The sequence below is a fragment of the Burkholderia sp. 9775_39 genome (assembly GCF_015712225.1).
GTDB classification, from domain to species: Bacteria; Pseudomonadota; Gammaproteobacteria; order Burkholderiales; family Burkholderiaceae; genus Burkholderia; species Burkholderia cenocepacia.
In genome coordinates, this window is record NZ_JACCQC010000007.1 from 286,119 (window position 1) to 298,132 (window position 12,014).

Genomic DNA, 12,014 nt, shown 5'->3' on the forward strand with positions numbered 1-12,014 from the left:
GTCGTGATCAGTGCGCTCGTGAGCCGGTCGCGCTCAGTCCCAACGGCCGCGCCAGCCGCCACCGTCACGCCAGGCGCGCTCGCGCCACTCGTGCTCGCGCCATTCACGGCGGCGCCACTCGTGTTCACGCCACTGACGCGCACGCCAGTCGTCATCGCGATAGCCGACCGGCGCGTACATCACCGGCGGCGGCGGCGCGACGTAGACCGGCGCCGGCGCCGTGTAGACGCCCGGCACGCCGATGCCGACCGACAGGTCGACGTGGGCCGATGCGACGCCCGAGGCTGCCAGCGCCGCTACACCGAGAACTGCACCGAGAATCAGTTTCTTGCTCATCTCGCGACTCCCTGCACGTGTCGTGCTTCATGTGAATACGGTTCGGAGTCTAGGCACCGGACGCTGACACAGGTGAAACGGGTATGCGAGACAGGTAACGGACGTTTACGGGTGCCCGCAAAGCCTTGCGGGACAAGGAAGAGGCGGCGTTCCACACCCCGTTGCAACGATGCGTCGGGTCGGTAAAAAGGGGAATTTTCGGCACGAAACCGGGCAACGGGATCGAACCCGCCGGTGGGCATCGCGAGCGAACCGCCCTCACCTTCGCGGCGCGAGCGGTTCGCAGCAGCGCTGCGTTACGCGCGGATATCGTCGACGCTGCGCAGCCAGTGCACGCTGAACAGGTTGTCCGCGTCGGTCCACACGGTATCGGGTTCGAACCCGGCGCGGCGCGCCATCGCATGAAAGCCGTCGATCGTGAACTTGTGCGAATTCTCCGTATGGATGCGTTCGCCGGCTTCGAAACGGAACACGTGGCCGCGCACGTGCACGGTCTGCGCGACGTCGCTGATCAGATGCATCTCGATGCGCTGCCGCCCGCGATCGTAGAACGCGCAGTGCGAGAACGCGTCGACGTCGAAGTCCGCGCCGAGCTCCGCGTTCGCGCGCACCAGCAGGTTCAGGTTGAACTGCGCGGTCACGCCCTGCGCGTCGTTGTACGCGTGATGCAGCGTACGCTCGTCCTTCACGAGATCGGCGCCGACCAGCAGGCCGCCGCCGCGCAGCAGCCGCGCCGCGTCGCGCAGGAACGTGTTGGCCTCTTCCGGCGAGAAGTTGCCGATCGTCGAGCCGGGAAAGAAGCCGATGCGCCGCCGCGGCGTCTCGGTCAGCGCGGCCAGTTGCTCGGCCTTCGTGTAGTCGGCCGCGAGCGGCGCGACGTCGAGCCACGGATAGGCCGCCCGCAGCCGCGCGGCCGCGCCGTGCAGGTAATCGGCGGAGATGTCGACCGGCACGTAGCGCGCCGGTGCGTTCGCGTAATTGTTCGCGAATGCGTCGAGCAGCACGCGGATCTTCTCGAGCGAACCCGCGCCGAACTCGACGATGTCCGCATGCGGGCCGACGCGCTGCACGATCTCGGCCGCGCGATCGCGCAGGATGCCGAGCTCGGTGCGCGTCGGATAGTACTCGGGCAGTTCGCAAATGCGGTCGAACAGCGCGGAGCCGGCTGCATCGTAGAAGTATTTCGGCGGGATGCTGCGCGGCGTGCGCGACAGTCCGTCGATCAGGTCGCGCTCGAACGCGCTCGGCCGCGAATCGCGGGCGGGTTGCAGGCCACCGCTCGTGGCCGTCAGGTCAGACGTCTCGCGCAAGTCGCACTCCCGTGAATTGCCAGCGTGCCGCCGGCGGAAAGAAATTGCGGTACGTCGGCCGTTCGTGCCCGGGCGGCGTCGCGATGCTGCTGCCGCGCAGGACCTGCTGGCCGACCATGAACTTGCCGTTGTATTCGGCCGCGACCCCGGCGAGCGGCCGAAAGCCCGGATACGGCTCGTAGGACGACCGCGTCCACTGCCACACGTGGCCGAGCATCTGCCGGATACCGTCGGCCGCGAACGCGGTTTCCCATTCGAATTCGGTCGGCAGCCGCGCGCCGGCCCATTCCGCATACGCGGCCGCTTCGTAGAAGCTCACGTGGCACACCGGCGCGTCGGGTGCGAGCGGCTCGACGCCGTGCAGGCCGAAGGTCCGCCGCACGCGCGTGGCGGCCGCATCGTCGTCGTCCGGCATCCAGTACGCGGGCCCTTGCCACCCTTCCCGCTGCACCATGGCCCAGCCGTCGGACAGCCAGAACTCGGGGCGCGTATAGCCGCCGTCGGCGACGAACGCCGCGAATTCCGCGTTCGTCACGAGGCGGTTGGCGATCTCGTACGGCCGCACGAGCGCGGTGTGACGCGGCCGTTCGTTGTCGAACGAGAACGCGTCGCCATCGTGGCCGATCTCGACGAGCCCGCCGGGCTGGTGCAGCCAGCGCAACGGGCCGGCGTCGCCCGCGGCGAGCGCGCATCCGGCCTCGTCGCCCGTGCGCGGCCGGAATGCCGGCCGCAACGGGTTGCACGAGAACGCATGGAGCATGTCGGTGACGATCAGCTCCTGATGCTGCTGCTCGTGATGCAGGCCGAGCACGAGCTCGGGCGCGATCGCGTCGAGCAGCGCCGCATCGGCGCCGGCCAGCGCGCGCAGCATCGCATCGTCGACGTATTGCCGATATGCATGCACCTCGTCGAGCGACGGACGCGTGAGCAGCCCGCGCTGCGGCCGCGGATGGCGCGGGCCGAGCGCTTCGTAATAGGAATTGAAGAGGAACTGGAATGCGTCGTCGAACGGCGCGTAGCCGGGCACGCGGCGCATCAGCACGACGGTTTCGAAGAACCAGGTCGTATGCGCGAGGTGCCATTTCGTCGGACTCGCGTCCGGCATCGACTGCACGGCCTGGTCTTCGGCGGACAGCGTCGCGGTCAGCGCGACGCTATGGGCGCGCACGTCCTGGTAACGGCGCTGAAGCTGGGATGCAAGAAGGCTCATCGGTTTACCGTCCACGTCGCGATTCGCTGCGTTGCGTTGCCGGAAAAGGGAAAGCCTTGCGCTCGAATGCGCGCGGCTGACGTGCGATTTGCTGCTGCGTCGTCGGGCAGCCGGCGCGCGCGCCGGGCCGCGGATGCGGCGTCACTTCATCTGCCCGTGCAGAACAGTATGGTCCAGAAATGTGAACGTCGCGAATCGGATTTCGGGTGAAACGAAAAAGAAAGAAAAATGAAAGCATTCGTGATGTCGGCATCGCATGTGCAACGGACCGTCGGCGCCGGTCGCGACGGGGCTCGGCCGGCGGATGCAATACCCATGCCCGCGGCTGCGCACTCCTGACGTCCGGTGACAACCGCACGGCGGGCGTGAAAGGTCGATGGCGCGCGTTCGTCGGAAGCGTCGCGTCATGCGGACGCTTCGGCGGTCGATATCGCGTCCTTCGACGCCCTGCTCAACGGCTCATCGGCCCTTCGCTTGCCGCTGCTCGCTTCGGCGGTCCAAAAAATTTTTTGCATCGATGTCACACACGCGGGGGGCTCGCTCGTCATATCAGCGGAACCCACACGAAAGGAGAAGGAACCATGACTGCGAAACTCAATCCGTTTGCCGCCGCCCCCGCGCTGATGAAGAGCTGGATGACCGTGTCGGTCGCCGCGGCCGGGAGCCTCGAGCCGACGCTGATCGAGCTGGTCAAGATCCGTGCATCGCAGATCAACGCGTGCGCGAACTGCCTTAACATGCACACCGTCGAGGCGCGCGAGCAAGGCGAGACCGAGCAGCGCATCTACCTGCTGTCCGCGTGGCGCGACGCGCCCTGCTACACCGACCGCGAGCGCGCGGCGCTCGGCTGGACCGACGCGCTCACGCGGCTGTCGGAGGGCCATGCGGCGCACGAAGCGGCCTACGCGGCGCTGAACGACCATTTCAGCGAGGAAGAACAGGTGAAACTCACGGTGATGATCAACGTGATCAACGGCTGGAACCGGCTCGCCGTCGGCTTCGGGTTGTGGGTCGACCCGGCCGACGCGAAAGCCGCCGCCGCGAAGATGGTGGCCTGATGCCGAGCCTCGACCCGGCCAGCGGCCGCGCCGACGAACAGACCGACGCGGCGGCGAGCTTCGATCCGCTGCGTCGCACGCTGATCCGCGTCGCGTACCGGATGCTCGGCTCCGTCGCGGATGCCGAGGACATGGTGCAGGAGGCGTTCATCCGCTGGATGGACGTCGACCGTACCGAGGTGCGCGTGCCCGAGGCGTTCCTGCGCCGCATGGTGATGCGCATGTGCCTCGACCAGCTGAAGTCCGCGCGACACCAGCGCGAGACCTATATCGGCCCGTGGCTGCCCGAGCCGGTCGTCGAGGAAGACGAACCGGACGACGTCACGCTGCCGCTGCTGCTCGCGCTCGAACGGCTCTCGCCGCTCGAACGCGCGGCGTTTCTGCTGCACGACGTGTTCGGCCTCGAATTCGACGAAGTGGCCACGACGATCCAGCGCGACCCGGCCGCGTGCCGGCAGCTCGCCGCGCGGGCCCGCACGCACGTGCGCGACGCGCGGCCGCGTTTTCATGTCGAGAAGCAGCGCGGGATCGAACTGGCCGAAGCGTTCTTCGCGGCGTCACGCAGCGGCGACATGCGTGCGCTCGGCGCGATGCTCGCCGAGGACGTGAGCCTGCATTCCGACGGTGGCGGCAAGCGCGCGGCGGCCGGCAAGCCGGTGTTCGGCTTCGAGCGCGTGATGCGGGTGCATGCGTATCTGGCCGAGCTGTTCGCGACGCATGCGTCGACGCTCGTGCGGGCCGGGTTCATCAACGGGCTGCCGGGCTTCGTCACGCGGGAAGCCGACGGCGAGCTGCAGACGACTGCGCTGGAGATCGACGACGGCAAGATCGTCGCGATCTATGTCGTGCGGAATCCTGACAAATTGAAGCATCTGCACTGAAGGCGGCGCGCGCATGCGCCGTGTGCGATGTGCCATATGAACGCATGGCGCCGGCGCCGCCCTCTTCTTTCTGCCCTGCGTTGCCGGTTGCCGGCTACCGCGATCAGTACATCGCGCCTCCGGCGTTGCCGATCATGAACAGCAGTACGCCGAGCAGCGGCGTCGCGACGGCGAAACCGGCCGCCGCCAGCCAGTTCGTGCCGCCTTGCGCCTCGAGCAGCGCGAGAAACGATTCGCGGGACGTCGCGTTCGGGCGCAGTTTTTCGATCCTGCGTTCGACGTGCCGCTTGTAGAGGCCGTTCCCGTACCAGCCGAGCGACACCGCGATCGCGATCGTGGCCGGGTCGAGCACGCTCGATTCGAAGTATCCCGGGAAGTACAGCAATTCGACCAGCGTGATGCCGAGCGTGACGGCGAGCACGGTGGCCGCCTGCCAGTACATGCATCGGTACGCCAACCAGACCGGGCCGAGAAAGCACGCGGCCCAGTTCCACGATTGCCGGCTTTTGCGCGAGTCGGCGATCGCCCATTTTCGTTCGAACCAGGCGGCGTTCTTGCCGACGTAAGCGACGATTTCGTCGTTGCTCGCAGGCGATGCAGCGGTCGAGACCTCGGACATGATCGTGTGCTCTCAATCGCGCGGAACGCGCGTCGTTGTTCTGATGCGGTGGAAATCGGGTGACGGGCGAAGTCGCCGCGTCGATGCGCAGACGATTCTACGCGCCGTGCAGCGGCCGTTGTGTGGCAGATCGGGATGTCGAAGAGAGCATACGATGCCGCGGTTCCGGCAACGCATCGGGGCTTCGCGCGTCGTTTCGGACCGGAAAAGAAAAACGCCACGCGAAGTTGCCGCGTGGCGTTTGTATGTTTGGCGAGCCGCGTTGCCTGTAGGCAAGTTGTGCTGCCGGACCCCTTCATTTTGTTCGTTGGTAGGCTCGATTGGATTCGAACCAACGACCCCCACCATGTCAAGGTGGTGCTCTAACCAACTGAGCTACGAGCCTAAGAAGCCGCGAATTATAGAGAGGGTTTCGGGGTAGCACAAGCCCCTTCGTGAAAATTTTTTGAATCGACGTGTGCGGTGGGCTGACGATCGATGTTGCCTCGCGAGGTCGCGAGCGTGAGCTTCACCTGTTCGCATCACAGCAAAACGCGTCGATGTGATGCGGTGTTATCCACATTGCCCTCTGGATAACCGTCCGGGAAGTCTCTGGATTCACAGTGGAACGATTGAGGATATGTCGGCGAGTCTGTGAATCGACGAAAAGTTGTTCTGTGCTGCCGCGCGCTGTTCACGTCGCGCACCCAGGGTTATGCATTTCGCTTCGCGTTGAAAATTCAGTGCGTTACGGAGGTTATCCACTGTGGGGCACAGCGTTTGTTAACTATCACTACGTATATATACGAACCCTGTTAACACCTTTGGATAAGCACAGTCCGGCGACTGTGATCCGCTCAGGACATGCACTGCGTGCAGCGGCTGGATGAACGAAGCGGAACGCTGTGAAGTGCTCGAGCGATACGTGAGCCGTCATGTCTGTAGAATCGCCAGCATCCAGGATGCAAAGGCTCGGCGAACGGGCTCACGGCAAATGACCGATGCTTCATCGCCCCGTCTCCAGGCACTCGATATCGATACGATCGTACGCACGATGCAGCACCATCCAGGCGACATCGTGTTCGAGCAACGCGTGTCGATACCGGAAGCCGAGGTCCTGTGTTGCCGCTACGAGGGCGAGCGATTCAACGTGAAGTTCGATCTCGACTACGGCATGTTTGTCGAGCGTGTTGGCATGCTGTCCGCCGAGGACGTCGCGAAGATCGTTGGATGGCTCACGAAGGAGGCAGGGTGATCACGGCAGACGATACGGGGCGAAGCGATCGATGAAGGCACCTGTCAATGAGATGCTGGTGACGGATATCGCAGGCCGCGTTGCGGTCGTCGTGACCGAGCTGACAGCTGCCGCCGATGTGCTGAAGCAGTTGGGCTTCGCTCGACAATCCGATCGCTGGGAACGCGCGATCGCAGATGACCATGACCGCCAGGCGCTCGTAGCCGCGCTCATCGATCTCGATGCGCTGTTCTCCGCAGGCCGTGACTGGAGCCCGCAGGCACTCGTCGAGTATTACCGGGAGATCGGTGTCGTTCGAAGTGGTTACCGTTCGGTTGCATGGCGCGGGCCGTCGCAATACATGGTCGAACGACATGACTGAATCACGAGAGGCAACGCGATGACGTACACGGTCCCGATGGTGTCGCGCGGCGAAATCGTGCTGTCCGACGGAAACCGTACCGTGCGGGTGCCTGGCGAGGCATTGTCGTCCGGCGTGGACACCGGCCCCGCATTCGTCGTCTATGTCGATTCGATGAAGTACGTCGAGCCCCAAGGCGATGGCGAGACGATCGATAACGCCACGTGCGAGGCCGTGATCTCGGCGATCACCGACTATTTTTTTGTCGCGACGTACAACGGTTGATTTCGAATCCTGAGCCAGTCACGAAACCGAGGAAAGAGCAGGGTGATGCGAGCGGCGCTTGCAAAGGGAGCAGGTAACGGGACCGATCATGTGCCGTCCGCACGGACACGATAACGGGATCACGATATCCGCGGGCATTGCCGCGCGCATCCGGCAGCGCGGGCAGTTTTCGCCCGGTGATATTCGCAGAGCACGATGAGCACGTTGAATTTCGGCACGGTCGACCAGTGTTCGGTCACGCTCAACACAGCGACGCTGCTGGGCCTGAAGGCTACCTACGAAGACTTTGCGGCGACCGGGCAGGATCTGCATAACTTCGAGATCTGCATCACGGATAAAAGGGCATCCACGGTGGACCCCGTGCCAGATGACGATGTCGTCACCATCACGTTCGTGGCAAAGCTGATTCCGGGTATGCGCGGACTGGGCAATGCAAACCGGCTCGGGAAGTCGATCCACTACGTCATCGCGCCGGAAACCGGCGAGATTCTCGGGAGAGTCGGGACGAAGTGACCCGACGCGCGAGCGGCGGTGTGTGGATAACCGGCGCACGATCCAGTTGAAACCCTGTGCATCCGAGCGGTGAGCGTCCTGGTTTCGATGGGCTCGTCGGCCTGAATGCATGCCCGGCAAGGTTTTGCCGACCATGAAAGAGGGCAGCGAACGAATCGCCGGCGACGTCCGGATGTCGAATGCCGTGTGGATATCGTTGACTCGAAGCCACTCGAAACCGGCTGCATTCAACGGGTGAGCGTAGTCGAACCCGGCGAAGACGAGCGGTCAATTACCCGGGTTGTGGATATCGATGCCCAAAACAACGAGAAACGCTGTGCATGCCAAAGGTGAGCGAACCCATCGAAGTCAGCACGCAGCACCATCAGGAGAGGTGTGGATATCCCGTTCCGCGGCGACTCGAAACCCTGTGATTTTAAAGGTGAGGATGCCAGCGAGGTTTCGGTGTGAATAACAGTTCGAGCAAGTCAGTCGAAACGCTGTGCATTCGAGTGGTGAGCACGCACCGGTGCAAGCCGGCCAAGCCGCGCCAAAAAAGGCGCTGGCGGCCATTACCGACCGCCAGCCGGACGCGCATCCTGCCGCTTCAAGTCTGCTGATCGAGCGCCTGCACGACCGCCTTTTCCCCGAGACTCCCGGCCGGCCCGACCACCGCATAGTTGAGCCCGTTCACGGATCCATACCGCGCCAGCAGCGCGCCATCCACGCGTTGTCCAGCGGTTAGCAGCCGATGTTCCGATTCCGCGGGCCGGAGATAGAAGCTCAGCGTCCGCCCCGCGTCATCCTGATAGAGCACCATCGCGGCGGTGGCCCCGCTGTCCGTCGTGAACAACCGTCCACCGACTGGCCTGAACCCCGCCGCGCTCAAATCCGGCAGCTTCGCCGATGCGCCCACGCGCCGGGTGAGCCAGCCCTGCAAATCACCCGCACCGGTCGGCCGGTAATCGACCTTGGCCGTCCGATCGACCACCATCATCTGGTAAGCCTTGACCGCATCGCTCATCGGCGCGATGGGCGGCGGCGCGTTCCACCCGCGCGCCTGCCATCCGCCGAACGTCCCGAGCCCGACGCAGAACACGAACGAAGCCGCCATCGCGAACCGCATCCGCGAGCGTTCGGCTCGCCGGCCGCGAATCGCCGCCGGATCGAGCGCGGGATTATCGGCCGGCATCCGCACGCTCTCCAGCGCGGCCCGCAACCGCTGCGCGTCCTGCTGCCATTGCTTCACCTGTTCCGCACGCTCCGGATGCAGCGCGAGATAGCGCTCGACCGCGGCACGCGCATCGTCGTCGAGCTGGCCGTCGACATAGGCCTGAAGGTCGTGTTCGTTCGGAGGCGTGTTCATTTCTTCATCAACCGCAAGGAAGGGGCAGGAAGCTCACCGTCGCTGAGCTGGCGCAGCGCCTGGCGCGCGCGGGAGAGCCGCGACATCACCGTGCCGATCGGCACGTCGAGCAGGTCGGCGACTTCCTGATAGGTGAAGCCCTCGACCGCGATGAGCAACAGCAGGCTGCGCTGCTCGTCCGAGAGCCGACCGAATGCTTCGAGCGTCGCGCGCGCCGCGAATTCGCGTTCGGCGGACGGCCAGTGCGCTTCGTCGTCGTCGCGGATGCGGCCGAGCAGCCAGCTGTAGCGCTTCGCGCTGCGTTTGCCGTCGAGAAACTGCCGGTACAGGATCGTGAAGAGCCAGCTGCGCAGCGATGCATCGTCGCGACGGCTCGTCCAGCGCGACAGCGCGCGCTCGAGCGTCGACTGGACGAGATCGTCGGCTGCATGGACGTCGCGCGCCAGCCAGAGCGCGAAGCGTCGCAGCCGGGGGATGAGTTCGCGCAATGCTTCGTCGTCGAGGGCGTTGGAGGGCATGGCCGGGCCGGTTGCCGAAAGGGTCGTGGATGCCGCGTAGGACGCCGGCCGGCATCGATTATTCCCTCCAGCATACGAAAAAACTTTTCGTGGAATAAAGCGGCGCGGGCGGCGTCCTACGCGCGTTCGACAATGATCTGACGATCGGGAGTGCATTGATGAAGCAATCTTCCTCTTCTTCGCCGCAGCGCGAGCCCGGGCGCGGGTGGTGGCGCTGGGCCGTGATCGGCGGCGCGGTGGCCGGCGTGGCCGCGGCGTTCGGGTATGCCGGCGGGTGGCTCGCGCCGGCGCGTCTGACCCCGCACCGGCTCGTCGACGCGCTGCAGACCAACAGCGGCATCCATCCCGGCTTCCGGCGCAATCACGCGAAGGGCGTGTGCGTGACCGGCTACTTCGAAGGCAACGGCGCCGCGAGCGCGTATTCGGTCGCGCCGTTCTTCAAGGCGGTGCGCACGCCGGCGGTCGGGCGCTTCGCGCTGCCGGGCGGAAATCCGTATGCGCCGGACAGCAGCGTGCCGATCCGAAGCCTCGCATTGAAGCTCACCGCGCCGGACGGCGAGCAATGGCGGACCGGGATGAACGCGATGCCGGTGTTTCCGGTCGCGACGCCGCAGGCGTTCTACGAGCAGACGCTCGCGACCCGCCCCGATCCGAAGACGGGCAAGCCGGATCCGGCGAAGGTGAAGGCGTTCTTCGGCGCGCACCCGGAAGCGGGCGCGTTCCTGAAGTGGGTGAAGGGTGCGAAGCCGAGCGCGAGCTACGTCACCGAAAGCTATTACGGGCTGAACGCGTTCTATTTCGTCGACGCGGCCGGCAAGCGCCAGGCGGTGCGGTGGCGCGTCGTGCCGGAGCAGACGGCCGGCGCCGGCGACGTCGCGACGGCCGCGGATCCGAACGTGCTGCAACAGGATGTGACGCAGCGCATCGCGGCCGGTGCGCAGAAGTGGAAGCTGCTGGTCACGCTGGCGGAGCCCGGTGACCCGGTGGACGACGCGACGAAGGTCTGGCCCGCGCAGCGCACGACGATCGATGCGGGCACGCTCGTGCTCGACCGCGTGGAGGCGCAGGACAGCGGCCCGTGCCGCGACGTGAATTACGACCCGACGGTGCTGCCGCAGGGGATCCAGGTGTCGGGCGATCCGCTGCTGGCCGCGCGCTCGGCCGCGTATGCGGATTCGTATCTGCGGCGCACGAGTGAAGAGGCCGGCGTGGCGGGCGCGGCGCGACTGAGTGGGGAGGGACGATGATGAAGGCTTCGACGACGTTTAGTGTGCCGGCGCGAGTGCTGCATTGGGTGATGGCCGCGATGGTTCTCGCGATGCTGTTCATCGGGGTGGGGATGGTGGCGTCCGTTTCCGAACGGCATGCAATCCTGGTGGCGATTCACAAGCCGCTCGGTGTGGCCGTGCTGGTGCTGGTGTGCGTGCGGATCGTGGTGCGGATGCTGTCGAAGCCGCCGGCGTTGCCCGACGATCTGCCGTGGTGGCAAAAGGTGGCTGCGCACGGGTCGCATCTCGTGCTGTATGCGCTGATGGTCGCGATGCCGCTGATCGGCTGGGCGATGCTGTCGGCGGGCGGGTATCCGGTGACGCTGGGCGGCGGCGTGCAACTGCCGGCGCTGGTGTCGGCCGATCCGGTGACGTTCGCATGGCTCCGGGTTGCGCATCGTGTGCTGGCCTATCTGTTCTTCCTGACGTTCCTCGCGCACTTTGCCGCGGCGCTGTATCACGGGCTGATTCGGCGGGACGGCGTGGTGAGGGCAATGGTGGGGCGGTAACCGACGGAAGGTTGGGTGCGATATGGCGGGGCTCTTCAAGGGCGACCGAGGCTGCGCCTGCCGTGCCGCCAATATAGGGGCACTGGGAAGGCTCAGCGGTCCCCGCCATAGCACGTCAAAAATATTTCACAAAAGGGGTTGCGGAGACCGGGGCGGATGCATAGAATCACGCCTCTTTCGCGCTAACGGAAACGCAGCGCGGGGGAAGAAGAGGGAAGCGGCGCTGTAGAAGTCGGTTTTATCGATTCCAGTGCACGTGAAATTAAACCGCAGTCGTCGCAGCGAAGTAGTTAAAAAAGTTGTTGACGAGTCTCAAAAAACGGTTGATAATCTCGCTTCTCTGCTGCTGAAAACGCAGCGCTGCTGAGGGGTTCAAGATCCCTCGCAGACATGCTCTTTAAAAATTAACAGCCGATAAGTGTGGGCGCTTGATGGCAGCGAGCTGATCCTCGGATCAGATAGCAAAAGTATCAAGAGTCTCACACTAAAGTAAGTCAGGTTTATGAAGTGATTCATATTCCTGTCAGCTTTGAGTGAGCGACCGGTTCTTAACTGAACCGAAAACAGTAACAGGTTTGAACTGAAGAG

The 12,014-nt window shown here is 64.8% G+C and carries 14 protein-coding genes and 1 tRNA gene; 8 read left to right on the plus strand and 7 right to left on the minus strand.

The annotated features are described in order from the left end of the window. Positions 1-33 precede the first annotated feature (33 nt). From H0X90_RS12665 to egtB, 3 genes are all read right to left on the minus strand, one after another. Positions 34-336 carry a hypothetical protein gene (locus H0X90_RS12665; protein ID WP_006477218.1) on the minus strand — a complete coding sequence of 101 codons (303 nt, stop codon included), beginning with the start codon at positions 334-336 and terminating at the stop codon, positions 34-36. A 296-nt stretch (positions 337-632) separates the two neighbouring features. After that, complete coding sequence (egtD, locus tag H0X90_RS12670; RefSeq protein ID WP_077190324.1) at positions 633-1,646, minus strand: L-histidine N(alpha)-methyltransferase; 1,014 nt, start codon at positions 1,644-1,646, stop codon at positions 633-635. Further along, positions 1,630-2,856 (minus strand): ergothioneine biosynthesis protein EgtB, encoded by a 1,227-nt coding sequence (gene egtB / locus H0X90_RS12675; RefSeq protein WP_077056006.1) that lies wholly within the window; start codon positions 2,854-2,856, stop codon positions 1,630-1,632. Before egtB ends, egtD begins: the two co-directional genes overlap by 17 nt. Before the next feature lie 581 nt (positions 2,857-3,437). On the opposite strand from egtB, the gene H0X90_RS12680 reads away from it, so the two are divergent. Beyond that, positions 3,438-3,914 (plus strand): carboxymuconolactone decarboxylase family protein, encoded by a 477-nt coding sequence (locus tag H0X90_RS12680; protein ID WP_034201185.1) that lies wholly within the window; start codon positions 3,438-3,440, stop codon positions 3,912-3,914. Continuing rightward, complete coding sequence (locus H0X90_RS12685) at positions 3,914-4,795, plus strand: sigma-70 family RNA polymerase sigma factor (RefSeq protein ID WP_034201186.1); 882 nt, start codon at positions 3,914-3,916, stop codon at positions 4,793-4,795. The genes H0X90_RS12680 and H0X90_RS12685 overlap by 1 nt, the downstream gene beginning before the upstream one ends. A gap of 103 nt (positions 4,796-4,898) precedes the next feature. Here H0X90_RS12685 and H0X90_RS12690 read toward each other — a convergent pair whose 3' ends face one another. Together H0X90_RS12690 and H0X90_RS12695 are read right to left on the minus strand one after the other, a co-directional pair. Continuing rightward, positions 4,899-5,414, minus strand: a complete 516-nt coding sequence (locus tag H0X90_RS12690; RefSeq protein WP_077190329.1) for a DUF2628 domain-containing protein — start codon at positions 5,412-5,414, stop codon at positions 4,899-4,901. A 308-nt stretch (positions 5,415-5,722) separates the two neighbouring features. Continuing rightward, positions 5,723-5,799, minus strand: a tRNA-Val gene (locus tag H0X90_RS12695). 480 nt (positions 5,800-6,279) lie between these two features. On the opposite strand from H0X90_RS12695, the gene H0X90_RS12700 reads away from it, so the two are divergent. The 4 genes from H0X90_RS12700 to H0X90_RS12715 all read left to right on the plus strand — a co-directional run bounded on the left by H0X90_RS12700 (position 6,280) and on the right by H0X90_RS12715 (position 7,786). Then, positions 6,280-6,648 (plus strand): hypothetical protein, encoded by a 369-nt coding sequence (locus H0X90_RS12700; protein WP_227739784.1) that lies wholly within the window; start codon positions 6,280-6,282, stop codon positions 6,646-6,648. A 31-nt stretch (positions 6,649-6,679) separates the two neighbouring features. Then, a complete protein-coding gene (locus H0X90_RS12705) occupies positions 6,680-7,009 on the plus strand; it encodes a hypothetical protein (protein ID WP_077190331.1) in 330 nt (109 codons plus the stop codon). An 18-nt stretch (positions 7,010-7,027) separates the two neighbouring features. After that, the gene (locus H0X90_RS12710) at positions 7,028-7,273 is read left to right on the plus strand and encodes an Imm74 family immunity protein (protein WP_077190332.1); all 246 of its coding nucleotides are present in this window, start codon (positions 7,028-7,030) and stop codon (positions 7,271-7,273) included. 195 nt (positions 7,274-7,468) lie between these two features. Continuing rightward, positions 7,469-7,786: a hypothetical protein gene (locus tag H0X90_RS12715; RefSeq protein WP_012492978.1), complete on the plus strand. Its 318-nt coding sequence runs from the start codon at positions 7,469-7,471 to the stop codon at positions 7,784-7,786. 586 nt (positions 7,787-8,372) lie between these two features. Here the strand turns inward: H0X90_RS12715 and H0X90_RS12720 are convergent. Then, a complete protein-coding gene (locus H0X90_RS12720; protein WP_034201188.1) occupies positions 8,373-9,131 on the minus strand; it encodes an anti-sigma factor in 759 nt (252 codons plus the stop codon). Further along, positions 9,128-9,649: a sigma-70 family RNA polymerase sigma factor gene (locus H0X90_RS12725; RefSeq protein WP_077190333.1), complete on the minus strand. Its 522-nt coding sequence runs from the start codon at positions 9,647-9,649 to the stop codon at positions 9,128-9,130. Before H0X90_RS12725 ends, H0X90_RS12720 begins: the two co-directional genes overlap by 4 nt. Before the next feature lie 158 nt (positions 9,650-9,807). On the opposite strand from H0X90_RS12725, the gene H0X90_RS12730 reads away from it, so the two are divergent. Both H0X90_RS12730 and H0X90_RS12735 read left to right on the plus strand, forming a co-directional pair. After that, positions 9,808-10,896, plus strand: coding sequence for a catalase family peroxidase (locus tag H0X90_RS12730; RefSeq protein ID WP_060213141.1), 1,089 nt, complete (start codon positions 9,808-9,810; stop codon positions 10,894-10,896). Further along, the gene (locus H0X90_RS12735; RefSeq protein ID WP_006487164.1) at positions 10,893-11,426 is read left to right on the plus strand and encodes a cytochrome b; all 534 of its coding nucleotides are present in this window, start codon (positions 10,893-10,895) and stop codon (positions 11,424-11,426) included. The genes H0X90_RS12730 and H0X90_RS12735 overlap by 4 nt, the downstream gene beginning before the upstream one ends. Positions 11,427-12,014 lie beyond the last annotated feature (588 nt).